This is a genomic window from Nannocystis sp., from assembly GCF_016714285.1.
In the GTDB taxonomy this organism is placed as follows: Bacteria; Myxococcota_A; Polyangia; order Nannocystales; family Nannocystaceae; genus Nannocystis.
Genome location: NZ_JADJNN010000010.1, coordinates 94,920 through 118,719 on the forward strand (window position 1 = coordinate 94,920; position 23,800 = coordinate 118,719).

Annotated in this window: 18 protein-coding genes and 2 pseudogenes; 11 read left to right on the forward strand and 9 right to left on the reverse strand. The window is 69.3% G+C overall.

The annotated features are described in order from the left end of the window. From IPJ59_RS18630 to IPJ59_RS18675, 11 genes and pseudogenes are all read left to right on the forward strand, one after another. The gene (locus IPJ59_RS18630; RefSeq protein WP_293272727.1) at positions 1-714 is read left to right on the forward strand and encodes a DotU family type IV/VI secretion system protein; all 714 of its coding nucleotides are present in this window, start codon (positions 1-3) and stop codon (positions 712-714) included. Between the two features lie 159 nt (positions 715-873). Continuing rightward, positions 874-1,968: pseudogene (locus IPJ59_RS18635) on the forward strand (type VI secretion system protein); the annotation flags it as partial. 355 nt (positions 1,969-2,323) lie between these two features. Then, positions 2,324-3,436, forward strand: coding sequence for an ImcF-related family protein (locus tag IPJ59_RS18640; protein ID WP_463673369.1), 1,113 nt, complete (start codon positions 2,324-2,326; stop codon positions 3,434-3,436). A 38-nt stretch (positions 3,437-3,474) separates the two neighbouring features. Continuing rightward, positions 3,475-4,263: a type VI secretion IcmF C-terminal domain-containing protein gene (locus IPJ59_RS18645; RefSeq protein WP_293272729.1), complete on the forward strand. Its 789-nt coding sequence runs from the start codon at positions 3,475-3,477 to the stop codon at positions 4,261-4,263. Beyond that, positions 4,260-5,186 carry a type VI secretion system contractile sheath domain-containing protein gene (locus IPJ59_RS18650; RefSeq protein ID WP_293272730.1) on the forward strand — a complete coding sequence of 309 codons (927 nt, stop codon included), beginning with the start codon at positions 4,260-4,262 and terminating at the stop codon, positions 5,184-5,186. The genes IPJ59_RS18645 and IPJ59_RS18650 overlap by 4 nt, the downstream gene beginning before the upstream one ends. Continuing rightward, positions 5,180-5,692, forward strand: coding sequence for a hypothetical protein (locus tag IPJ59_RS18655; protein ID WP_293272731.1), 513 nt, complete (start codon positions 5,180-5,182; stop codon positions 5,690-5,692). Before IPJ59_RS18650 ends, IPJ59_RS18655 begins: the two co-directional genes overlap by 7 nt. Before the next feature lie 17 nt (positions 5,693-5,709). Beyond that, a pseudogene (locus IPJ59_RS37930) lies at positions 5,710-6,729 on the forward strand (type VI secretion system ImpA family N-terminal domain-containing protein); the annotation flags it as partial. 380 nt (positions 6,730-7,109) lie between these two features. Then, positions 7,110-8,018, forward strand: coding sequence for a type VI secretion system domain-containing protein (locus tag IPJ59_RS18660; RefSeq protein WP_293272732.1), 909 nt, complete (start codon positions 7,110-7,112; stop codon positions 8,016-8,018). A 232-nt stretch (positions 8,019-8,250) separates the two neighbouring features. After that, positions 8,251-8,583 (forward strand): hypothetical protein, encoded by a 333-nt coding sequence (locus IPJ59_RS18665; RefSeq protein ID WP_293272733.1) that lies wholly within the window; start codon positions 8,251-8,253, stop codon positions 8,581-8,583. Positions 8,584-8,871: 288 nt separating this feature from the next. Then, positions 8,872-10,137: a PAAR domain-containing protein gene (locus IPJ59_RS18670; protein ID WP_293272734.1), complete on the forward strand. Its 1,266-nt coding sequence runs from the start codon at positions 8,872-8,874 to the stop codon at positions 10,135-10,137. A 14-nt stretch (positions 10,138-10,151) separates the two neighbouring features. Further along, a complete protein-coding gene (locus IPJ59_RS18675) occupies positions 10,152-11,240 on the forward strand; it encodes a hypothetical protein (protein WP_293272735.1) in 1,089 nt (362 codons plus the stop codon). Positions 11,241-11,268: 28 nt separating this feature from the next. On the opposite strand, the gene IPJ59_RS18680 is transcribed toward IPJ59_RS18675, so the two are convergent. From IPJ59_RS18680 to IPJ59_RS18720, 9 genes are all read right to left on the reverse strand, one after another. Then, entirely contained in the window at positions 11,269-12,786 is a 1,518-nt protein-coding gene (locus IPJ59_RS18680) for a serine/threonine-protein kinase (protein ID WP_293272736.1), read from the reverse strand. 35 nt (positions 12,787-12,821) lie between these two features. Continuing rightward, the gene (locus tag IPJ59_RS18685) at positions 12,822-14,423 is read right to left on the reverse strand and encodes a hypothetical protein (protein WP_293272737.1); all 1,602 of its coding nucleotides are present in this window, start codon (positions 14,421-14,423) and stop codon (positions 12,822-12,824) included. Positions 14,424-14,464: 41 nt separating this feature from the next. Beyond that, complete coding sequence (locus IPJ59_RS18690) at positions 14,465-15,613, reverse strand: hypothetical protein (protein WP_293272738.1); 1,149 nt, start codon at positions 15,611-15,613, stop codon at positions 14,465-14,467. Between the two features lie 448 nt (positions 15,614-16,061). Next, positions 16,062-17,153: a hypothetical protein gene (locus tag IPJ59_RS18695; RefSeq protein WP_293272739.1), complete on the reverse strand. Its 1,092-nt coding sequence runs from the start codon at positions 17,151-17,153 to the stop codon at positions 16,062-16,064. Between the two features lie 13 nt (positions 17,154-17,166). After that, positions 17,167-18,801 carry a serine/threonine-protein kinase gene (locus tag IPJ59_RS18700; protein ID WP_293272740.1) on the reverse strand — a complete coding sequence of 545 codons (1,635 nt, stop codon included), beginning with the start codon at positions 18,799-18,801 and terminating at the stop codon, positions 17,167-17,169. 214 nt (positions 18,802-19,015) lie between these two features. Further along, positions 19,016-20,089 carry a hypothetical protein gene (locus IPJ59_RS18705; protein ID WP_293272741.1) on the reverse strand — a complete coding sequence of 358 codons (1,074 nt, stop codon included), beginning with the start codon at positions 20,087-20,089 and terminating at the stop codon, positions 19,016-19,018. Between the two features lie 5 nt (positions 20,090-20,094). Beyond that, on the reverse strand, positions 20,095-21,393 hold the full coding sequence (locus IPJ59_RS18710; RefSeq protein WP_293272742.1) for a TlpA family protein disulfide reductase: 1,299 nt from the start codon (positions 21,391-21,393) through the stop codon (positions 20,095-20,097). Beyond that, a complete protein-coding gene (locus IPJ59_RS18715; protein WP_293272743.1) occupies positions 21,390-21,953 on the reverse strand; it encodes a hypothetical protein in 564 nt (187 codons plus the stop codon). The genes IPJ59_RS18710 and IPJ59_RS18715 overlap by 4 nt, the downstream gene beginning before the upstream one ends. A gap of 512 nt (positions 21,954-22,465) precedes the next feature. Then, complete coding sequence (locus IPJ59_RS18720) at positions 22,466-23,797, reverse strand: vitamin K epoxide reductase family protein (protein ID WP_293272744.1); 1,332 nt, start codon at positions 23,795-23,797, stop codon at positions 22,466-22,468. Between the last annotated feature and the right edge of the window lie 3 nt (positions 23,798-23,800).

Below are 23,800 nucleotides of genomic sequence, written 5' to 3' on the forward strand. Positions count from 1 at the left end.
GTGCAGGCAACCCGCTGGCTGCGCGAGCGCGTCGCCGACGCCTTCTCGCTGATCTTCCTGCTCGAGCGCAGCGTGCGGATCGGCGGCCTCGACCCGCACGCCGTTCGCCAGGCGATCGAGGCTGCCGTCGTCCGCGTGAAGTACGACGATCGCGCCCGAACCCTCGGCTTCACCCCCGAGCACATGAACCGCGTCCGTCTCGCGCTCATCGCCACCGCCGACGAGATCACCCAGCGCCCCGGCTCGCGCATCAACTACGCCGCGCCGCCGCCGCCCGGACAGCCGCCCCTGCTGCAGCAGAAGCACTTCAACGGCACCACGATCGCCGGCCACACCTTCTTCGCCGAGCTCGCCCAGACCATCGACAGCCGCGTCGCCAGCGAGCCCGAGGCCGCCGTGCTCGAAGCCTACGCCGTGTGCCTCGCCTTCGGCTTTCGCGGCAAGTACGAGGCCCACGACATCGAGGGCTACGAGGCGATGCGGGCCCGTCTCAACGACAAGCTGCGGCGCTCCCTCGCGGTCCCGGTCGAGCTCCCCGTCGCCGTACCAGCCCCCTGGCCGCAGCAGCGCTCGCTGCACGCCCCTCTGCTGTGGATCGGCGGCCTCTCCGTGCTGTTCGCCGTCGCCATGCTCCTCACTTATCACCTGGTCCTCGTGGCTGACGCCTCCGCGCTGCGCCTGCGGCTCGGCGAACTGCTGACCTTCCCCTTCTGAGCTCCTATGCGCAACTTCGCCGCCTTCGCCGGTCTGATCGCTGTACTCGTCGGCCTCGTCGTCGGCGCCGTCTATCAGCTGGGGCTGCCGCAGATCTACGCCACGATCGCCATCGCCATCGGGGCCTCCGTCATCGCCATTCGCCTCGTCGTCGACGCGATGCAGCGTTTCGGCTCCGGCGGCTCGGGTAGTGGCGGCCGCTCCCCCGAGGCCGACGCAGCCAAGGCCGCCAAGCTGCTCGCCCGCCAGCAGCGGCAGATCCTCCGTCGTCGCCTCCGCGGCTTCGTGCGCGCGCTGAAGGCCGTCCAGGAGCCGCCGCGCCTGCGCTACCGCGAGCGCCGCGGGGCGCCCTGGTGGCTGGTCCTCGGGCCCGAGGCGCACGGCAAGTCGGCGCTGCTCGGCGCTGCGCCAGGTCTCCGTGAGGTTGAAGCTGGCGAGCCCGGCGAGCCGCGCTTCTTCCTCGCCGCCGACGCGGCCTTCATCGAGATCCCCGCCAACTACCACCTGCGACCCGAGGCCACCCTCGCGCTCGCCGAGCTGCTGCGTAGCATTCGTCGCGCCCGCCCGCGCCGACCGATCTGCGGCGTGCTGCTGGCCGTCCGCGCCGACCTTCTGCTCAGCAACACCGATGCCACGCTCGCCGCCCTCGACGCGGTCCGTCAGCAGTACAACCTCGTCGCCCTCCCGCTCGCCGCCCAGGTCCCCGTCGACCTCGTCGTCACCCAGCTCGATCGCATCGCCGGTCTCGCCGAGCTCACCGCCGGTCTCCCGTCCACCAGCGGCGTCCTCGGCGTCACTTTGCCGCCGCGCGAGGGCAAGGTCTCGGTCCAGGCCGCCGTGCGCGAGCGGCTCACCGCGCCCGATGGCCTCCTCGACTGGACCCGTCAGCGCTGCCACGCCCTCGTCGCCCGCGCCGAGCCCGGCGACGGCAAGCAAGCCCGCCTCTATGGCCTCTGGCAGCAGCTCGATCGCCTCGCCGAACAGGCCGCCACCGCCGCCGGCCGCCTCGCCGGCCTGCCCCTGCCCGGCGGCGACCCGCTTCGTCTGCGGGGCGTCTACTTCACCTGCGCCCAGCCCGACCCCGTCGCCCCCGTCGACGAGTGGATGGCCGCGCTCGCCCAGCGGCTCGGCAGCAGCCTCCCGCCCGTCGACGTCGGCGTCGCCATCGCGCCCGCCTTCACCACCGCCCTCTTCACCGACGAGCTCCCCCGCGACAGCCAATACGCCGACCGCCTGCGCGCCCTCCACCGGCGGCACTTCACCTTCGCCGCGACCGCCGCCCTCACCGCCGTCGGGCTCACGACGGTCAGCATCCGCGGCATGACCGGCTCCGCCCAGGCCAACCACGAGCTCATGCAGCGCACCCTCGACAGCGCCAGCGCCGTCTCCTCCCGCGCCGAGCTCTCCGCACTCACGGCCCTCGACGACCTCCGCCTCGCCGCCCTGACCTGGCGCGAGACGGCCCCTGAGGGCTTCGGCTGGGGCCTGTTCCGCGGCGACGAGCTGGCAACCGCCACCGCGAACGCCTTCACGGGCGCGTTCTGTCGCGGCGTGCTCGCCCCGGCCGCCGAGCGCAGCGCCCAGCCGCTGCGTCAGTTCGTCGCTCGCTATGGGGGAGGCGGCCTCGCCAGCCGCGGCGAGCACCAGGGAATCTTCGACCACCTCCGCCAGTACCTCCTCCTATCCGACGCCCCCGACCCCCAGGAGCCTCACCTGTGGAGCACCGACCGCGAGCTGTGGCGCGACCAGCTGCTCGCCACCTGGAAGGACCTCGACAACGGCGCCGACGACCACCCGGCGCGCGACGATCTTGCAGGCGCAGCTCCAGCTCGTCCAGGCCTCCGCCGCCCCGATCCCCGGCGACGACGTGTGTGCTCGCGCGGGCGGCGGTCGTGCCGTCACCCGCGACGCCCAGCTCGTCGCCAGCGTCCGCGAGATCTTGCTGCGCACCCCGCAGAACCGGGCCCTGGTCGACAAGCTGCTCGCCAAGATCGACCGCAGCAACCTCCCCCGCGTGCACCTCCAGGAGCTCACCAACGCCGTCCGAATCCACGGTGACCAGGACCTCAGCCCAAGCTTCACCCGCCCCGGCTGGGTCGCCTTCCAGCGCGCCCTCGCCGACCTGCGCCAGCGGGGCGGCGGCGAAGACTGGGTGCTCGCTGACTACACCGCCGGCGCCAGCTACCAGGAGCGCTGCGAGGCCCTTCGTCATCTCTATGCCGAGCGCTACATCCAGGCCTGGCTCGCCTTCTTCGAGCGTCTCCGCCTGGACAGCCCCGCCACCTGGTCCGAGGCCGTCGCCATCATCAGCGACCTCACCACCCACGAGCCCTTGCGCCACGTCTTCCGGGCGATCCACGACAACACCCAGAAGCTCCCGCCGATCATCTGCAGCGAGGCGCAAGCCCTGCTCCCCCAGCGTGCTCGTGCCCGCACCGCCGCGGACCCGAACGCCCGCAACTCCACCGACATCGCCGCCCGCTTCGCGCGACTCACCGCCTTCGCGATCCCGCCGCAGCCCGGCGGTCAGGCCCGCCTGGCCACCTACCAACTGCTGCTCGTCGGGCTGCGGCCGCCCTCGAGAAGGCCAAGGGCAACCCGATCAACGAGGCCCAGAGCGCCGGTGAGGTCGCCATCCAGCGCGCACGCAGCACCCTCCACGAGCAGGTTCAGGGCGCCAACCTCGGGGGTGACTGGGAGAAGCGTGTCGAGGAACTGCTAGCGCCGCCTATCGACGGTATCGGAATCCTCGCCAGCACAGTGATCGTCGGCGCCCTCAACGAAGAGTGGTGCGCCGCCGTCGTCCGCCCGATCGAGCAGACCATCGCCGGCCGCTACCCCTTCGCGCCCGAGGCCCGCGCCGACGTCCGGCTCGACGACATCAAGCACCTCCTTCACCCCGAGACCGGCTCGATCGCCAAGTTTCGCCGCGACAAGCTGGGCGCCTACGTCGACGAGCGCGCCAACAACATCGAGGTCCGGAACAATGGCAGCGACGCTCCTCTCCACATCAACCGCGGTGTCGTCGATCTGCTGGACGCCGCCCACAAGCTCGGCCTCCTGCTCCACCGCGACGCCGAGATCGGCGTCGACATGGACATCCTGATGCGCTGCGAACGGACCATCTCCAAGGTCATCCTCTCCGTCGATGAGGCCGAGCACCTCTACCTGTGCAGCAATGATCCCAGCCGAAAGATCCACTGGCCGGGCAAGTCCGCCGACAAGCGCCGCGCCCTCCTCGAGGTCAAGGGCGACAGCGGCCGCAACGACCACAAGCCGTACTACGACGACTTCGCCCTGTTTCGCATGCTCGAGGACGGCCAACCCCGGCGGCGTCCCGGACAGGACAGCTTCGCCGTCGTCTACGACTTCAAGCGCTTCAACCTCGGCAACCTCGACATGGTCGTCACCCCGGCTCCGACCCGCGGCGGCGACATCTTCCGCGGCTTCGGCCCGGACCAGCGCTTCCTCGCCCCCTTCCGCGCCGCCGGCTTCAACGCCCCGCCGCACACCCTCTTCGCCGAGGTCGGCTTCACGTGCCCCCCGTGACCCCGCTCTGCGACGAGCTGCTGCACGACTGTCCGCAGGACGACCACCCGCGCGCGCGCCTCGGCGTGGTCTCCGTCCTGCGAAGCATCGCCGTCGACACCCCCGCGAGCCTCATCGACGCCGTCATGCTCGACCTCATCGTCGCCGACTGCGACCGTCGCATCGCCGCCCAGCTCGACGTGATCTTGCACGACCCGCGGGTCCAGGCCCTCGAGGCGACCTGGCGCAGCCTCGCGCTCATGATGGAGCGCATCGACTTCGACGAGAACATCCGCGTCGAGATCCTCCACTGCCGCAAGCAGGACCTGCAGGACGACTTCGCCGAGGCCGCCGAGCTCCCGCGCTCCGGCCTCTACCAGATCGTCTACGCCCGCGCGATCGGCACCTACGGCGCGCACCCCTACGGCCTCCTGTGCGCCGACTTCGACTTCGGCCCCGGCGCCGAGGACGTGAGCCTCCTGCGCCAGTGCAGCGCCATCGCGGCGATGGCCCACGCCCCCTTCATCGCCAACGTCGACCCCGCCCTGTTCCACCTCCCCGACTTCACCGCTCTCCCGCGCCTGCGAGACTTCGCCGCCGCTCTGTCCGGCCCACGCCTGCGCGCCTGGGACGCCTTGCGCGCCACCGAGGACGCCCGCTACCTCGGCCTCTGCCTCCCGCGCGTCCTGCTCCGCCCGGCCCATGACCTGCACGCCGACCCCCGCGCCCCGCTGCCGTACCGCGAGACCGTTCAGCACCACCGCGAGCTCCTGTGGGGTCGACCCTCCTACGTCTTCGCCGCCCTCGCCGCCGGCTCCTTCGCCCGTCACCGCTGGTGCGTGCACCTCCTCGGCTCGCGCGCCGCCTCGACGTCATCCAGCTCCGCTGGGACTACCCGTCGCTCCAGGGCCTGTGGCACCGCGTCCCCCTCGAGTGCTTGCTGACCGCCCGCGTCGAGCAGGCCCTCGCCGACGGCGGCCTCATCGGCCTCGTCTACGAGCGCAGCAGCGGGTGCGCCCGCCTCGTCTCCGCCGCCTCCTTACAGCGCCCGCGCACCGTCTTCACCAGCACCGATCAGGAGCGGGCCGCACTCGCCGGCGAGCGCCTCGGCGCCCAGCTCCCCTACATCTTCCTCGTCTCCCGTCTCGCGCACTATTTGAAGTGCGTCCAGCGCGAACGGATCGGCACGTGGAGCGACCGCTCTGCGCTCGAGCGAGAGCTCGAGCTGTGGCTGCGCCAGTTCGTCTCCGATCAGGATGACGCCCAGTGGGAGGTCCGCGCCCGTCGCCCCCTGCGGCGCGCCTCCGTCCTCGTCGAGGAGGTCGCGGGCCAGACCGGCTGGTATCGCTGTCGCCTGCAGCTCCAGCCCCACCTCACCCACAACAGCGCCTCGTTCACCCTCTCCCTGTTCGGCAAGCTCGACCGCCCCGCGGCCGAGGGCGCCGCCTGACCCGAAGGACCGCGCGCATGGACAGCCCCGACAAGCACCCGGACCCGGCGCTCGCCCCCTCGCCGCAACTGCTCGCCCGCATCGACGCCCTCGTCTCCGTCCCGAATGCCCCGCGAGCCGTCACCTCCGACGACCGCTACCACGACCTCCGCCAGGAGCTCGACAAGCTGAGCTCGCTCGCCGGCGGCGAGGTCGACTGGCGACGCATCAGCGCCCTCGCCGACGCGCTCACCCGCGAGGTCGGCAAGGACCTGGGCGTCATCGCCTACCTCGCCCTCGCCCATCACCACCTCCACGACCATGACGGTCTGCAGGCCGGCGTCCACGCCCTCGCCCGCCTGCTGCGCGCTCCGCCGGCCCTGCTCACCCCCGCCAAGCCTCGCGGTCGCGCCAGCGCCGTCGAGTGGCTCCTGGCTCGCGTCCTGCACGTCGCCCAGACCCTCCCGCCCGCCCACGCCGCCGGCCTCGAGCTCGCGGCCCGCGAGCTCCGCGGCGCCGCGCGCGAGGCCCTCGCCGACCTCGCCCCCAGCTTCGGTCCGCTCATGCAAGCCCTGCAGCGCCTCCGCGAGCTCGCCGGACCCGACGCTCCGCCGATCGCCGCGACCTCCGCCGAGGTCCCCGACGCCGCATCGGTCTTCGCGACCTCCGCCGAGGTCCCCGTCGCCGCGCCGCCGCCCCAGCTCGCCCTCGCCTCCGTGCCGGCGGCGTCGGAGCCGCCCGAGCAGCGCTTCATCGCCGCCGCCGCCGCCTGGCTCGCACCGATCGACCCGTCGAGCCCCTGCGGCGTCGACCCGGCCGGGCGCGAGGGCTTCATCGACGCCCAGGACGAGCTCGCCAAGCTCGCCAGTCCCAGCGGTGGCGCGGTCGACTGGGCGCGTGTCGAGGCGGGGAGTGACGCCGTCCTCCTGCGCACTAGCAAGGACCTGCGCGCCGCAGCCTGGTTCACCCTCGCCCGCGCCCATCGCGTCGGCCCCTCCGGACTCGCCCTCGGCCTCACCATCGTCGTCGGCCTGTTCGAGAGCTTCGGCGAGGCGATCTTCCCCCGCAAGCTCCGCTCCGTCCGCGACCAGAGCGAATGGCTGATCAAGCACGCCGCCGCCGCGCTGCGCGACACGACCGCCAGCCTCGACGCCCCGCTCCTCGCCACCCTCCGCGCCCTCGGGGAGCGCCTCGCGGTGGTCCTGCGCGCTCGACTCGGCGAGGACGCCCCGAGCCTCCGACCGCTCCGCGACATCCTCGCCGAACGCAGCGAGCAGCTCGGGCTCGCGCCCCCGGCGCCCCGTCGACCCCGGTCGGCCGACCCCAGCGCGCAGTCCCCCCTCACGCCCGACCCAGCGCCCAGCTCGCCCCCTCGTCGGCCGACCTCAGCGCCGCCTGCGCCCCCACCCGCGCCCCGCTCGCGCCCCTCCCCGCCGTCGTGGCCGACTCCGCCGACCTCGACAAGTTCCTCGGCGCGACCGGCGAGGCGCTCGAGCAAGCGGCTCGCTCGCTCCGAGAGGCCGCGCCCACCGACCCCCGTGCTTATCGACTGCTGCGCACCGGCCTGTGGCTGCACCTCGTCGCCGCCCCGCCGTTGCGCCCTGACGGAAACACCGCGCTCCCTGGCCTCGACGCCCGCGACCACGCCCAGCTCGCCGAGCTCGCCGCCGCCTCGCGCTGGGCCGGCCTGCTCGCGCGCAGCGAGAACCTCCTCGCCACCCGCCGCCTCGCCCTCGACCTCCAGCGCCACACCGCCGCCGCGCTCGCCGGCCTGGGCCCCGACTACACCGCCGCCGCCGACGCCGTCCGCGTCGAGCTGCGCTCCCTGCTCGCCCGCCTCCCCGGCCTCGCCAGCCTGCGCGACCGCGACGGCCAGCCGCTCGCCGACCCCGACACCCAGCGCTGGCTCGCCAGCGAGGTTCTCCCGCGCCCCGCCGCCAGCACCCCGACCGCTGCCGCCGACGCCCCCGAGTTCTGGACCGAGCTGCGCCCGCGCCTGCGCGGCGACTCCCGCAGCGACGCCCTCGCCGACGCCCAGCGCCACATCGACGCCGCCCGCGGCGAGCACCAGCGCCACCTCCGACGCCTGGGCCTCGCCGAGCTCTGCGACGAGCAAGACCTGTCGCTCGCCACCCACCTCTTCGCCGCCCTCGCCGACGACCTCGAGCGCCGCGACCTCGATGGCTGGGATCCCTCGCTCAGCACCCGCACGCTGACCGGCCTCATCCGCGCCCACCACCGCGCCCGCGACGTCCCCGCCTGGCGCCGCGCGCTGCACCGCCTGGCCCGCCTCGACACCAGCGCCGCGGCGACCCTGCTCGCCGAGCTCCCGGAGCCGCGCGCGTGAACCTGAATCCGATCGATCACGCGGTCTACGAATGTGACTACAGCACCTTCACTCAAGCGAGACTCATCGAGATCGATGCCGAGCCGGAGCGCCTTGAGAATTCAAGGAACCGTTCCGCGGCGTCTTGCTCGATCCTTCAGCACTTGACAATCACCTTCCTCCATGGCCTCCTCCGGTTCCCAGAGGAGACCATATAATGTCACCGGAAGAGAGGGAAGCCTACGCGCGAAGCATGTTCAAGGAGCATCCAGAGCTGTTTCCCGAAGTGCACCGTTCACCAATCCTCAACGGGGTCATCGTCGCGGGCATGACGCCCTTCGAATCGAAGCTTGCTGGCGGTGCCTTTGCATTCAAAGTCATCGCCGACACCAGCCGTTGGCCGGCCCACTCCGATCCGCTCCGGGTCATGTGGCAGCAGTCCATCGCGCCAGATAGCAGCCAGATCTGGATGACGTTCAAGAACGACACCCAGTTTCCAAACGAGCCCGGCACGTTATTCAGGGTCGAATTCCACGACGGCAAAGTCGCCAGAATCGACAGGCTGCCTTCTCCCCAAGATCCATGATCGACAGATATTGAGACCCTATGCCAAACGTCACAGTCCATATCGCCGAAAGCGGTACAAAACTGAAAGATGGTGGTAGATCCCTCCCCGGGCACATGTGGTACGAGATCACGGATAGCAACGGAAAGTCGACCAGCTATGGCTTCGCCCCTGATGAGGAGCACGAAGGTAGGCCGTGGGGCCCGGGCCAGGTATACGACTCGGACTCAGCCAATTATACGACGACCGCCTACTCGCGCACAATAGAGATCACTCAAGCGCAGTACGACGCCCTCAAGAGCTTCGGCGATGATCCGCCGCGGGCGGATTCGACCTATATTACAGGGGCTCTCCAACAGTTGTATCGACTTCACCTGGAAAGCGCTCGAAAAAGCCGGCCTCAACCCTTCTGGGTTCGAGGGGAAGGTGTTGCCGACGAGCAACATCGAACGTGTCAAGCAGATCGTCGCTCCTGCTATCGGTGAAAGGCCATCCGCGCGTATTAGCGATCGCACGACGACCAACGGAGTCGTGACCACCGGCGACTTCTTTGTGCTGATAGGGGGCGCGCCTGCGGCACGTCGCGGCGACATCGTCGTTGATCCATTGGGCGTGATGTCGATCGTTTCGTTCTCTCAGACGGTATGGATCGGCGGCGCAGAGGCGGCACGCATGGGCGATCTGGCCGCGCCGAACCTGTCGAAGGTCGCCACAGGCGTCCCTGGAGTGGTCGCCGCACCGCCGAAGGGCTTCAACTTGACCACCGACGCCAAGGATCGCTCGGCGGAGCAGGCGCTGTCTGAGGACAACGTCGTCGGCCCCCATATCGAGGGAAAGGCGCGAGATACCGATGGTGACGGCAAATACGACACGGTCGACTTCGATGCCGCGGCCGCGAACATCCTGTTCAAAGAAGAGGTCGATCCGTACTCCGGAAACCCCAGCGCCGGGGGAACCTTCGGCATGGATTTATTCAGCGTGAAGGGGCACGCCCATACGGTGAGCCCTGAAAACGGCACGGGCGGGTCAGCAAGGGCCGAGGGCGCCCTCGCGGCGGGTACGATCGGCGGCATCGTCTCGGACGGCGACGGCTCGCTGCTCGGCCTTGATGCCACCGGTCGCATGTTCTACGCCAAAGCGGAGGTCGAGAATTGGTCCGGTTATAACTCCGACACGGGGGAGTATGGCATTCGCCAGATGGGTGGGGCCAAGGCGTCCGTGTTGAGCGGTGAACTCCACGGGTACGCTCAGATGCCGGTGATCTCGACGCTGCTTCCGTTCGTGCCGCCGTCGCTGGCGCGCGAGGTCCCGTTCTTCGGCGAGTTCATGATGGGCGTCGATGCGACCGTGGGGGGTGACCTCGTGAGCGCAGGCGCCGACGCTGGTTATGAGGCCACCTATAACCCGAAGAAGCGGCGAGTACAGCTCGGTGTGAGCGGCGGGATCGCGTGGCTCCTCGGTCTGAAGTTCGACCTCAAGGTATACTTCGAGCGGGTACCCGCCAAACGTGCCACGCCGAAGCCAGGGCCGGTGATTCTGGCCACCGGTGAGCTGACTGTGCTCATTGGCGATTAACCACCAAGGTTCATATGTCCACCGAACCGAGCGACCCGAGCGAACCGATCATGCCGACCACACTCAAAGTGGTCCCCGAAGAGGCTCGGCAATTTCATTACACTGTCGGCACGCCTGATTGGCACTTCGCCCTGTTGTTGCCGCCTCGATGGCGTCCCACGGCGGGGGCCACCGCGCCAGTCGAACCGTCGCCGCCGGTATGGTCGCTCGCACAATTCCACGATGAGACGAGGGCGAGCGGCCCCGAGGCCGAGGTGTACGCGAGCATGGTCGCCCGCGAGATCAGCGCGGCCGACTGGCTTGAGGAGTTCTTCGCGGAGCGCAGCATCGAGGTGCTCAGGCGTCGACGGATCGACACCCCACAGGCCGGGGACCGACTCGACGCGCTCACCCGAAGACCATCCCCGATCGGACCTATCATATCGAGGTGGTTCACGCTCAAAGACGGCGGCCACGACGGCGCCAGGATCCTATTCGTAGAGGCGCGCGCGCGTGAGTCGGACTACGCGCGCGTGGCCGATGATCTTCTGCTGATCATTGGCTCCTGTCGGCTTCTCCAGCCGTCCGGGTGGCCGTTCGCCGAACGCCTGCGGACCGCGAGCGCCGCGTCGCCCGGCGACTTCGTGATTCATTACCCCCAATCATGGTCCGAGCGGGCTGTCGAGCCTCGCCCCGGCGAACACGTCGTGGAGCTGCTCCACGAGTACCGTGGCGAGCCCGTGGGGCAGATCACAGTTGTGTGCACGCGCGACGTGACAGGACCCGAAGATCTCATGGAGCGCCATATCAAGACGCTCATGCAGCGTGGGCTGACGGTCAGCCGATCACCGATTCGTGTCATGTCTCCGTTCGGAGGACTGGAGGCGGCCTGGGAGCGGCGCGAGGTCGCGTCGGAGGGCGCTGTGGGCACCGATCAACCGCCGTTCGATGTCCATATGTCCGTGGGTCGACGCGGCGACATCTGGTACCTGTTCGCCTTGTTGGGGGTATCGAAAGCACGGATTCGTACGCTCGGTGGTATTAACGAACGTGCATACGAGATCGTGCAGCGTTTGTTGCGAACAGGTCCCGCGGAAGCGCTGCAGCCCCCACCCGGCAACTGAGATCCTCGCCTGGGTGTGGCCCGGGTCGCTATCTTTCCGCGGGGGGTCGGGCCACCGGCGGGCCGCTCGGGCGCCGTTCGACCTCCGGGGGCCGCTGCGGGGCGACGGGCATGAACCACCACGCGCCGCCGATCACCGCAACCAGCGCGAGCACGGCGATCACGACCCCCACGCTCACGCCCGCGGCCCTGTGCTCCGGGGTGATGGCGGCGCGGGTCGCCGCGGACGTGTCCGCGACCACGAGGGGGGTGTGCGCGAATCGCTCGGACTCCGACGTGGACGGGTGATACGGCGAGTATGGAGGTAGCTGCGGCTGGGTCGGCCGCGACAGCGGAGGCTCGACCGGCGCGGCCGATCTCATCACCGAGGATGCCCCCGCCGCGATCGAACTTTGGGCCGCTCGCGGACCGCTCGCCGCAGCTCCAGGCGTCGCAAGCGGCTTCGTCGGCGCTTCTACGCGCATTGCGACCGGGTCGAACGCGGCCGCGCCGCGACGAGCCGGACGCGCGACGGGTACGTGTTCGATAGCTTTCGCCGCGCCCCACGCCAGCGTGGCGCGCTTCTTCTTGGCGGTCGGGCGGATCTGCGTCGTCGCGTCGATGTTCCCTGCCACCGAGCGCGGCGCGACGACGGCGCGCGGCGCCGTTGGTTCATCCGGGACGTCGTGGATCGCCGCGAGCAGGGCTCGCACGGACGGGTACCGATCCTCGGGTCGTCGCGCGAGCGCGCGCATCACCACCGCCTCGATCGCGGGGGCGATCATCAGCTCGGGCGCACGCACCCGCAGCGGCGGCGGATCTTCGTAGGCGGTGCGGTACACCGCGCGGGCGCGGGCTTCGCCCTCGAATGGCAGCGCGCCCGCCAGGCATTGATACATGATCACACCCAGCGCATAAACATCGGCGCCCACCCCGACCGGGCCGAAGATCTGCGGCTCCACGGCCTCGGGGGCCGCGTAGTGCGGGGTGCCGACAAAGATCCCCTGGCTCGTCAGCGTGTTGACATTCGCCCCCGGCCGACGCTCAGCCCCGCTGAGCATCTTGACGATGCCGAAGTCGAGGATCTTGACGAACTCGTCGCCCTCGTCCCCACCGCCCGGCCGGTGCAGAAAAATATTGCTCGGCTTGATGTCGCGGTGGACGATCTGCCGCCCGTGCGCCGCCTGCAGCGCGGCGCCGACCGGCCGCAAGATCGCCACCAGGCGCCGCCAGCCGAGGACTTCGCCCCGCGACCGCAGCCCGCGCAGCGTCGCGTCGAAGGGCTGACCCTGCAAGCGCTCCATGACGAGATAAAACCGCCGATCCGGCGTCTCGCCGGAGTCGAACAGGGTGACGATGTTCGGGTGATTGAGCTGCGCGAGCGCGTGGCTCTCCTGCCTGAAACGCGCGGGCATCCCCGAGTCGCGCGAGCAGTCCGCATTGAGCAGCTTGACCGCGACCTCGCGCGCGAGCCGGTGGTCCCACGCCTCGAACACCTCCGCCATCCCGCCGCGCCCGATGCGGGCGCGCAGCTCGTAACGGCCGTCGAGGCGGGGCGGGATGGTCATGGGAGGTCGGGGGCGGTGTCGGCTGTCGAGGGGGCCTACGGCTGCACCTGGATGCAGTAGAGGTGATTTTGGCTAGGGGGCGAGCACTGCGATGAGGTCGAACTCGACCATCCAGGGCCCGTCCCGGCGACTTTCCCCGCTCGTCCGGTCTTCGTATTCTTGGTCCATCCGCCACAGTCCTCATTACCCCGGAAAACCTCCCCCATCTCCGTCGTATTCGTCCAGGCCCACGGGCCGTTGTTCATGGTTTCCAGAGATGTGCCATCCGCATGTTTAGTGATCGCCACGAGGAGATTCTCGGTCGTCAAGCCGGCCCATCCGTTTGCCACCTTTGTTCCGTCAGGGAGCACGTAGTAGCCCTTGAACGCCGTACTCGCCAGTCGCTTGGCCGCCGACGTTGTGCCAGCCGACAGCCACGCGTTGAATTTCCTCAGCGTATTCGCGTTAGCGGAGTCCCACTCGCTCTGGCACAAAGCGTCGGCAGCCATGAGCCCGCCTAGGTTCCCACTCTTCGTCGTCGTCGTGACAAAGACCACCCTGGGGAGCCAACAGTTGAGACAGTCCGGCGCATCGATCTCGCACTGCTCCTCCGGCATATTCACCACTTTGTCTCCACAGTGCGGGCCCTTCTCCGTGCAGTCCACCGAGCAACTGCCATAGCTGCCATCGTTCTTCCCATCATCGCACTCCTCGGTTCCTGTCCGCACGAAACCGTCGCCGCAAAACGCCTTCTTGCAACCGACGCAGCCATCGGTAGTCACCATGTTGCCGTCGTCGCAGTCCTCGTCCGCGTCGACCGTACCGTTCCCGCAGGCCCCCGGCGAGGTCGGAGACTGGCACTGAGCCGTGCAGATGGCGGGATCTACCATGGCACCTCCGTCGCATTGCTCGCCGGGCCCCATCACGCCGTCGCCACATCGATGCTCCTGACAGAATTTCGAGCACGTTTTGTCGCCCTGAGGCCCTCGGTCGCAGGTCTCGCCGCACTCGTGGTCAGTTACGCTGTTTCCACACCTGTCCGCGCACGAACAATCTGCCGGACATCCGTCGGCGTCATCGAAATTGCCGTCGTCGCAATCTTCATCCTCGTTGAGTTCACCGTCGCCGCACGCGGCGTATTTGCATTCATCCGTGCAGTCACCCTCCCGCGCTTCCGCGAGGCTTTTGTTACCGTTGACATCGTCGCACTGCTCGTCGCCTTCCTGAAGTCCGTTGCCACAGTTCGCCTTCTTGCAGAGCATCTCCACGCAGTCGCCTGGCATGGCATCTTCGACTGCTTGGTTCCCCCCGGGATCGTCGCACTCTTCCCCAGGATCCTGATGCTTGTTCCCGCACCCTACAATTCGCCGACACTCTTTTGTGCACCATTCGCCGCCCTCGATCCCATCATCGCAGTCTTCTCCATCGTCGGTTTTCTTGTCGCCGCAGCGAGGTCCAGGCGCCCACGTGCATTCCCATGTGCATTCGCCAGGCTTTGCGGTTGCCGGGTCCTGGTTGTCCGCGCCATTGTCGCAGTCTTCGACTTCAGGATTGTAGACTCCGTCGTTGCAGGTCCCGGGCGTAAACTGGTGCCAGCAACCACCGCCGAGGCTAGCCCAGATACCCGTGGCGCCGACGATGGACGCGGAGCGAGTCATGCGCGAGGTCGAACTGTAGGGCGTCGAATTGCTAGCCATGTTCAGAAGACTCCTTGAATGGTCACACCGATCGTATCTCTTGAGACCGCAATCGCCTGGCGGCTGCGTGTCTGGCGATTGAGGGAGCGCCGCGTAACGAGCGCCACACCCGCGGGTAGTCCCAGACCGAGGCCCATGCCTGTCAGGACGGACCACGGCGCAGCTCGCTCGAGGCCCGCGTCCAGGTCGCCCCGGCTGAGGCCATCTCCATTCCCTGACGAAATGCTGTTGAGCTCGTCGCGGGCGACGGTGGTGCCCAGCGACGCGGCGCCGATGACGGCGAGGACAAATCCCAGTCCCGCCTGGGTAGCGAGGGCTTTGTTGCCTCGTGCCAGCCCGCCCGTCAGCGCCGCAACGGCGGTCCCGGCGCTCGCCGATAGCACGATAAAGCCGGCTGCGTGGTACCTCCGCAGGTCCGAGACGAGGGCGACTTCATCGGTGGTCAGTCGATGCCCGGGGTCGTTCGGGATCTCATCGGTCCTCCGTTCCGCCCCGGCGAGCAGCGCACCGCCTCCCGCCGCGAGGCCGAGCGCGGCGACGCCGAGGCCGAGGCCGAGGCCCAGGCGGGCCCGCGACTCGCGATCGCGTCTCAGCTGGATCGCCAGCTCGACGGGGCGCTCCGTCACCTCGACCGCGCGCTCGCTGGCTTCATAGCCTGGCGCGCTGGCCGCGACTCGCCAGCGCCCGGGGGCGAGCTCCCACCGCGAGCTCTCGGTGCTCGTCACGCGGCGCTCGGCGACGGCGCGCGGGCCGGACCACATCACCGTGACGCCGCGACGCAGCGCCCGCGCGGGGTTCAGTCGCAGCCGCACAGGCGACGCCGCGACATCGGGCGCGAGGTCGACGCGCGGCTTGTCGCCCTTCGCCACCACGACGGTGAGGCTTCGCGGTCCGTCGCTCGCTCCCGCGAGCGTGGCGGTCCAGCGCCCGGGGTCCAGCGACACTTCGAGGGTCGCCTGGCCTTGGGGCCAGGCCACGCGGAGCTCGTCGGCGGCGAGGTGTTGCACGTCCCGCAGGGTCAAGGTCCGCGGGCCGTCGGCGTCGTTCGTCCGCGCGAACTGGACCGCGACGGTGCGCCTTTCGGCCGCGGCGATGCTCTCCTCGACCTCGGCGCGCCGTCCTTCGGAGCGACCCCCAGGTACCTCGTCCACAGCAGCAGCGCGTGCGCGTCGTGCCCGGCGGCGGCGCGGGACATGGCGGCGTTGTAGAGGGCGCCGGGGGTATCGACCCGAGCGTACATACGGGCAGCCTCTACGTATTGCCGCCTCGCGTAGAGCGCCTTGCCGGCGGCCATCCGCTTGGCGGGGGTCGAATCGTTCGCCACCTCCGCGGGCGTCGGCGCCCCATTATCCGGTAGCCCCCCGGATCCTGCCGCTTGCGCGGCGTCCGGGCCGTCCGCGGGCGCGCCGGACGACGGCGAGGTCGGCCCCTGCGGCTGCGCGGCGCCCGGGCCGTCCGCGGAACCTGTGGTCCCTGACAACGTCGCCCCCGCCGCATCCTTAGCGGAGACGTTCTGCGACGGGGCAGCCAGGGCGGCCGCGAGGGCGCACGCGATCGGCCCGCGGAGTCGATGCTGCCACGCTCGTGCGAAATGCATGGTCATCGCTCCGCCCGCCGCAGGATGGTGTCCGTTACGCGAAACACGTCGATGCCGGCGTTCATGAACATACCGACGAGGCCCCAATCGCCGCCGAGCGTGCCAGAGTACCCCCCGAAGCGGAGGCAGAAGATCTCATCACCGGTGCAGATCGCGCCCGATCCGCCAATCTGCGCGGTGCCGAAACGGGGGTCTCTGGCGCGTGTCTGGGTGCCCGGCTCGAACGCGGCGTGCAGCGAGAACCAGCGCTCGTGGAGGCGAATGCCGTACTCGAACCGAGCGACGATCTGATGGACGTTATGTCTTTTATCGTCATCCCTGAACGTTAGGACGCTCCAGCGAAAACCGGTAGCGAGCACATGGCGCTTATGCCGGCCGAGCAAGAAGCGCACCCCCGGCGCGAATCCATAGATGAAGCCGCTGTTATATTCTGTCAGCCGATCTTCGGCGATCACCGCGTTATCGTCCTTGAACCGCGTATTCAGCCCGGCGCCAAGCTCCAGGCGCAGCGAGAAGAGGTCGATATACTTCGCGCGATACGGAGGTGGCGGGGGCGTGTCGGGCTCGTCGCGCGCGGGCGCGACCGGGCCTTTGGGGCACGTGGTTGCCGTGCAGGGCTGCGGCTGCGTCAGCGCGAGCGTCAGGGCCAGCAGGCGCTCGCGGACCTGCTGCAGGCTCGCGCTGTCGGGGTCGGACGGCGGGCGCCGCTCCTGGTTGCGGATATGGGCCAGGCGCTCCTCCAGCAGCTTGATGGCGCGCTCGAGGTATTGTCGTTGCTCCCAGCCGGGGTTGCACAGGTACGCACGCTCGAGGCTCTGAGCCACCGCGCCGACGTCGTCGCTGCGCAGGCTCTGGCCAGGGCGACCGGCGGGGTAGGTCTCGTGCTGGACGACGATCTCCATCAGGTCCGCGGAGAGGCGAAACGTCAGCTCGGCCTCGAGATCGGGCGGCTGGGTCGGGGCGCTGCACCGCGACTCCATCCGGCTAAACTCCTGCGACGCCGTCGTCGCGCGTGTCTGGAGCTGGTCCCGGGTGTAACCGCCGGCCGCCGGGGCCAGGGAGGAGAGCAAGACCATTGTGAGGAGCGTGGGCATAGTCGTGACCTGCCTAAATTGCCGCCGGGACCTTGATGACGAGCGTCAGGGTGGTGCTGCCCTTCCCGGGCTTCTTCAAGGGTTCCAGGCCCTTGAGCTTGGCGATGACGCACCTCGACGGGTCCGTCGCTTGGCCCGTGTATGTGGGTACGACCGTGTTCTTGACGAAGTCGGCCGCGAGCTTGACGGTCATCTCGGTGCCGCGGCCCCCGCGGCACGCCTTCCCGATCTTCCGGGCGGCGGCCTCGAGGTTCCGCCTGGCCTGCTGCTCCGGGGTCTCCGGGGGTTTTGGCTCGCCCCTGGTATCATTCGGTCCGGGTGTTTTGTATCGGGTCTCGAGTCGCCTGCCCGGCGGGGGCGTTGGCGGTGAATGACCAGGGTCTGCAGGTGGGGTGACGGGCGGCGGCGGGGTGACGGGCGTCGGCGTCAGTGTCGGGGGCGGCCCGGGTGTGGTGATCGTATGCTCGACGTCGCGGTTCTTCTTGACGTCAGCGTCAGGAACACCGCTAATCACCCAGGGTCCCCGCTGCCGCTCGGGCAGCGGCGGTGACGGAGGATCGACGGCCACAATGTCACGCACCCACGGGAGCTCGAAGAGCATCAGCAACATCGTGAGCACGCCGGCGGTGACGAGGCTCAGCAGTACGCTTGTGGCGCGCAGCAGGTACAGGGCCCGCGGTGGTTCAACCTCGTAGTATCGCGGGGCGGGCTCCTCGCGCGGTCGGCTCACGAGCACGCTCGCTGGGGTCTCGCCCGGAGGCCGCTGCCACTGTGATTGCAGCGCGTCCGAGAGGGCGCGCACGCTGTCGAAGCGGTCCTCGGGTCGCTTGGCGAGGGCCCGTAGCACGATCTCCTCGATCGGCCCCGGGATCTGGGCCTCCGGGCATAATTGGTGCAGAGATATGGGCTTCAGGTCGACGTGCATGCGCAGCACCTCGAACGAAGATTTGGGCGAGAAGAACGGCAGGTGGCCGGTCAGCATGCGATACATCATTACGCCCAGCGCGTAGACATCGATGCGGTGGTCGAAGGGCTGGCCGGTGGCCTGCTCGGGCGCCATGTACTCGGGGGTCCCCGGGGTGCCCTGTGAGAGCCGGGTCTCTGGCGCCGCGGCGTCGCGCAGGTCGAGCGCGTCGCGCAGGACCTTGGCGACGCCGAGGTCGAGCAGCTTGACGGTCGCAAGGCCGCTGCGCCCGGGCTGGGCGACCAGGAACACGTTCCCGGGCTTGACGTCGCGATGAATGATGCCGTGCTGGTGCGCGCACGCGAGGGCCTCGCAGACCTGGGAGACGATCGCCACCACCTCTTGCCAGGCAATCGGGCCAGGCTCGCGGTGGATTCGCTCGCCGAGGGACTCCCCCTCGAGCAACTCCATGACGAAGTAGACGAGGCCATCGTCGCTGCCAAAGTCCGTGACATCGACCAGCTGGGGGTGGCGGATCCTGGCCGCGCTGAGGGCCTCCTGGCGGAAGCGGGCGATGTAATCCTCGATGTGCGAAAACTGCGGGTTTAGCACCTTGACCGCGACGCGCTTGTCGATCTGCAGGTCGGTCGCCTCGTAGACGGTGGCCATACCACCGTAGCCGATCCGCCGCACCAACTGGTAGCGGAGCCGGAGGGTCGTGCCCGAGAAGTCAGAGATATGCATGAGGATCGGTGGCTCCGCGGGTGCGAGTTAGAAGCGGCCGGTGAGCGTGAGACCGACGGTGTGCGGGCGGACGAGGCCGCCTAGGGCGAGGCCACGGCGCTGGCGCCTCTGCGGCAGCGCGACGCGTACGAGGTGGCTGAGACCAGTTCCAGCGATCAGCGCCGCGCCCGCGCCGAGCATGGCGGCGGAGAACCCTCGATGCAGACGTTGAGATTCAGTTTTTCTTCGAACGAAGCGCACGGGTGAGGGACGGCGTTGGTTCTCTCCTCAGAAGAATCCACGAGCGTTTGTTCAGTTTCCTCCGGCGACGAGCAGTGATCGTATCTTTGAAACTTCCCCCACACGAACAGGTGATAAAGGAGCCTGTGAAAACGACCGCGCCGCCGGCTCCGAGCTGGAGGCGATGACGGCGCCGTGTCGCCGGCAGGGTCTCCAGGCCGGCCGCCGCGCCCAGGCCGATCGCCGCGCCGAGTAGGCCAGAGCCCGCGCTGATGTTGTGGATCGATTCGTCGACCGTGGCTGGGGGCTTCGCGGTCACCGTGAGCACGACGATGCCCAGCAACGCGACCCCGCCCGCGGCGCCGCCGAGGCCCAGGGTCAGGCGCGAGACGTCACGCTCGGGCGCGTCGAGCCCGACTTGCCTGTTCGAACCCCGTGAGACCGGTAGCAAGATCTGACCGGGCGACTGCCTGACCTCCAGCGGGGCGCCGACCGGCAAAAATTCGGGGACCTCCGGAGCCGGGCTCAGTCGCAGGGTCCAGGCGCCCGGAGCGAGGTGGAGCGTGAAGCTGCCAGGCGTGATGTCGGCGACCAGCGCGGCGGGGATGGCGAAGGACTCCGGCGCGGCGCCGTCGTTGCGCTCGCACGAGAACGTGGCGGCAGGCCCGAGCACATGGTCCGGCGTGACGACCACGGTGGTGGCGACCAGGCGCGCGCGCATCGCTTCGAGGCGTGGTCGAAGCTCGGCGCGCTCGTCCTCCTCGACGCCCGCGCTGGCGTCGTAGCGGGTCCACAAGGCGAGGGCCGAGGCGAGATGCCCGGCGGCTTCGCGTGCGGCGGCGGCATTGTAGAGATACTTCGGGGTCCCGTGGTCCTGCCAGAGCCGCTCATACTGGCCAGCGGCGGCGACGTACTCGCGCTCGCCGTAGAGCGCGCGGGCGCAGCTGCTGCGCCCGCGCTCGTCAGGACGCGCCGCGGCGCAAGGGTCATCACCGCGAGCGTGCGCAGTCTCGGCGCAGGAGCCGGCGAGCAGCAGCGTGGTCAAGACGTGTCGGCCGTGCGCGGTCATGACGCTCAGTCCTTGAGCCGCAGGACGCTGTCGACGCAGATTGCCACGCCGTTCGGGCTCTCGCAGCGCTTGCCCTCGAGACAGCGCAGGCAGGCGCAGCGGCAGTCACAGCAGTCGTCCGGGGACTCGCCGAGCTCACAGACGCCGTTGCCGCAGCGCGAGGGGCTCGGCTTCTGCGGCTTCTGCGGCGGTGGTAGCAGCGGTGCAGGTGGCTCGCGGGTCTGGACCCAAGTGCTCGGGCGGGGCTTCTTGCAGTAGGAGGACTTGAGCTCGCCGCGCAGGTTCTGGACGATCTCCTCGAGCTTGAGCAGGTCCGCCGCGGACAGCAGCTGGGTGTAGACGACGCGCGCGCGCTGCTTGCAGTCGTACACCAGGGTGACGGGCAGGCCGCTGTCCGGTTGCAGGAGTTTGGGCTCGCGCAAGGCCTCGACCACACCGCCTTGCAGCGGGTCGACGAAGAAGCGCGAGCCTCTGGGCATCAGACTGGCGAATTTGGAGTGCGCCCACACGGGGTCCTTGTCGTCGATCAAGATCGGCGTGAAGCGGACATCGTCGCCCCAGGCGTTGCGGGCCAGCAGCTCGCCGAATCCCGGGAGCTCCTGCTTGCACGGCTCGCACCAGGTGGCCCACAGGTTGACGATCGTCACGGCGCTCGCCTCGATCGCCGTGTCATCGACCTTGACGGCGCTGATGCGCCCGTCAGGGAGGATCTCGTCGAGTTTGAGGGCGAGCAGACGCGGGGTCTTTTTGCCGCGTTTGGACTCCTCGAGCTGCTGCTTCTCCTCCTCGCTCAGGGACGGGTCGGACGCGGCCTCGGGCACCTGCGCGGCCCCCGGGGCGTCGATCGTGGGGGGCAGGTCCTCGTCCACCTCGCCGAGGCCGTGGAGCTGATGGAGGCTGGCGACGATGATGAGCACGAGCGCCGCGGCGCTCGTGCTGTAGATCAGGCGACGACGACGGTAGACCTCCGGGTTCCACGAGGTCTCGCCGGTCGACTGAGTCCGCGGGAGATCGGGCAGGTCATCGGGGTCGGACCCCGCGAGTGTGAGCGGTGTGACGATCTCGGTGGAGGAGGTCCGGGCCGCGACTGCGCCCGATGCGGGCCGCGTCTGGATATGGACGCTCTCGGAGGTCTCCGCCGGGTCGGCGCCCGACTCAGGCCGCGCCGGGGCTACGGCGTGCACGATCTGCGTCTCCTCGCTGCGCGCCGGGGCGAAGGCGGCCCGGTCGGTCAGTCCCTCGACCACGCCGATCATGATCTCCGGGTCGGTCGACTCTCCGCCGGTAGACTCGCCAGCGCTCACGGGACCACCACGCTGGCGTCAGGGGCCTTGCAGGAGATCGGGATGATGAACACGACCTGGTTGATCTGCCCGCGGAGGTCGTTCTTCACCCGGGCGCCGAGGTTGGCGAAGTCGGGGAGCTTGGCGCGGAGGTTCGCCTCGGCGACCTCGTCCCACGCGATGATGCGGTTGGCGTAGTGTTTGATGAAGAAGTCGGGCTGCAGGACCTTCTTGCCGCCGAGGATGGTGGTGCGGAGCTTCGCGCGGACGGCGGTGCTGGCGGACGGGCTCCCCGCGGCGCTGACGAGCCACTCCGTCACCTTGGCGATGCGCTTGCGCGAGTAATCGAGGTCCTGGTTGACGTTGGTGGTGGGGCTCGATCGGCCGATGAGGAGGACGTCCTGCGCGTCGCGGATCGCCGCGGCGACGTGCGGGGCGGACAGCATCGTGATGTAGTGGTGCCTCTGCTCGGCGCTCGGCCACTCGCGCTTCCCGTCGATCGACGGCGCGCCGCTCGGGAAATGAACCGTGATGGTGCCGGGGAAGGCGGTGACGATCTGGTCGAAGTCCGCAGACTTCACGATGAAGTCCTCGAGCTTGTCCTCGGGGGCAGTTGTGAATGTTCCCGCAGGTCTTGTAGACCTCGGCCAGGAGCTTCTGGACCGCCGGGAGCTCGCAGGCGGGGGTGGGCAGGTCGGCGCTGCACATCTGGTCCTGGCAGGTGAGCGGCGGCAGGCAGCGACAGCTCGCCCCGCTCGTGTCGCAGGAGTCACCGACCTGGCAGGTGTCGAGGGCCGGGACGGGGACGCAATTGCTGCCCATGCAGGTGTAATCGGCGGGGCAGCCCTCGGGGTCGCCCTCCACGCATTCGGCGGCCTGTGTCCCGATATACTCGGGCGGCTTGACCAGGGTCAGGATCATCTGCAAGAAGGCGGCCGTGGTGAGCCCGAGGGTGCAGGCGATGGCCAGCATCACGCCGACCATGTGACGGGAGGCCCGCGCCTCGTGCGGGGCCGAGTCACGACGTATCGCGGAGCCGCCGCGACCCACGAGCGTGGCATCGAGGTTGCGGATGGAGGACTGCGTCCCAGGTTCACGGAGAGGCGGCATCATTCGCTCCAATGGTGGTCGGCGTGACGAGGCGACGAGCGTCGCGCAGGATCTGCTCGCGGGTGAGCTCCTTGTTGCCCTCGATCTGGGCGACATCAGCGAGCGCCTGGCCGTCGGCGTCGTAGGAGGTGATGAAGGTGACGGGCGGGGCGAAGACGCCGCGGCCCAGGATGAAGCTCGTGTGGCGAGCGATGTGGGCGGTGACCTTGCGGTCGTTGTTCACGCACGCGTAGAAGGGGTGCACATAGTTGTCGGTGATGCCCTCGATGCCGACGGAGCTCGCCGCCTCGCCGATGCTCTCCTCGTTGAAGAAGGGGGTCTTGCCGCGGTCCTGGAGGGCGAACAGGGCCGCGACCATGGGGACGCCGGCGCCGGGTCGGAGCTTCTCGGCGCACTCGGCGGCCCTGGCGGCGAGACACGAGTAGTGGAGGTCGGCCTGCTTGCTGTTGCCGCGCTTGAACGAGGCCATGCACTCGCCGGTGCGGGCGAAGTGGTAGAGCTCGAGGGCATAGGCGTCGGGGTTGGCGGTGACGAACTTGTGCCAGGCCTCGAACTCATCGCGGCAGTGCGGGCACGCGAAGTCGACGAAGCGGCTGACGTGGGCCGTGAGCCGCGGGCCCTGGGGGCGGGTGCGCAGGTTGGTGTCGGGGAAGCCTGTGTCGTTCACGCGGCACTTCGCGTCGAAGTCGGGGATCGCGGCGCCGCGGCGGTAGAGGACCATCTGGACCGAGACGAGGGCGAGGAAGGCGAGGCCGGTGAGCACGAGGAGGCCGCCTTGACGCGGACGCCAGGGCACGAACAACGCGCGCAGACCGGCGCGGTGGCCCTGGGGGTGGATGGCGGCGGTGGTAAGAAAGATAGCGACGGTCAGCCCGTAGATGAGGAAGCAATAGATGCACGCCTCACGCAGGACCAGGCCGGCGTACGCGGCGAGCCCGAGCACGATGAGGAGCCCGACCCAGGCGAGCCAGAGCAGTAGCGGACGCACCGCCGAGAGCAGGCGCGGCCGCCACAGGGCGGTCCCCGCGAGGGTCAGCACGGCGAGGTAGAAGCCGGTCGAGTAGGCGGAGATCGGTAGCTTGAAGAGGATCGAGGGGCCGCTGCTCAGCACGTAGGTGCAGTCGAAGATCTGGCCGATCGAACAGGCCGAGAGCATCGCGGTGTCGCAGCGGTAGTCGGAGTCGAACTTGATCAGCGTCAAGAACACGCTGAGCAGGACCCCAGGTACGCTGAGCAGGCAGAGCAAGGCGCAGGCGCCGAGCTCGTGGTTCAGCTGCTGCGACGATTCGGGCTTGCGCGAACTCGTGGACGCCATGCC

Bases quoted from the DNA above. Each gene is read 5' to 3' on its own strand.
- IPJ59_RS18665 (WP_293272733.1), top strand. From the start codon at position 8,251: ATGTTCAAGGAGCATCCAGAGCTGTTTCCCGAAGTGCACCGTTCACCA.
- IPJ59_RS18675 (WP_293272735.1), top strand. From the start codon at position 10,152: ATGTCCACCGAACCGAGCGACCCGAGCGAACCGATCATGCCGACCACA.
- IPJ59_RS18695 (WP_293272739.1), bottom strand. From the start codon at position 17,153: ATGCCCACGCTCCTCACAATGGTCTTGCTCTCCTCCCTGGCCCCGGCG.
- IPJ59_RS18705 (WP_293272741.1), bottom strand. From the start codon at position 20,089: ATGACCGCGCACGGCCGACACGTCTTGACCACGCTGCTGCTCGCCGGC.
- IPJ59_RS18685 (WP_293272737.1), bottom strand. From the start codon at position 14,423: ATGACTCGCTCCGCGTCCATCGTCGGCGCCACGGGTATCTGGGCTAGC.
- IPJ59_RS18680 (WP_293272736.1), bottom strand. From the start codon at position 12,786: ATGACCATCCCGCCCCGCCTCGACGGCCGTTACGAGCTGCGCGCCCGC.
- IPJ59_RS18640 (WP_463673369.1), top strand. From the start codon at position 2,324: ATGGGGGAGGCGGCCTCGCCAGCCGCGGCGAGCACCAGGGAATCTTCG.
- IPJ59_RS18670 (WP_293272734.1), top strand. From the start codon at position 8,872: ATGATCCGCCGCGGGCGGATTCGACCTATATTACAGGGGCTCTCCAAC.
- IPJ59_RS18720 (WP_293272744.1), bottom strand. From the start codon at position 23,797: ATGGCGTCCACGAGTTCGCGCAAGCCCGAATCGTCGCAGCAGCTGAAC.
- IPJ59_RS18700 (WP_293272740.1), bottom strand. From the start codon at position 18,801: ATGCATATCTCTGACTTCTCGGGCACGACCCTCCGGCTCCGCTACCAG.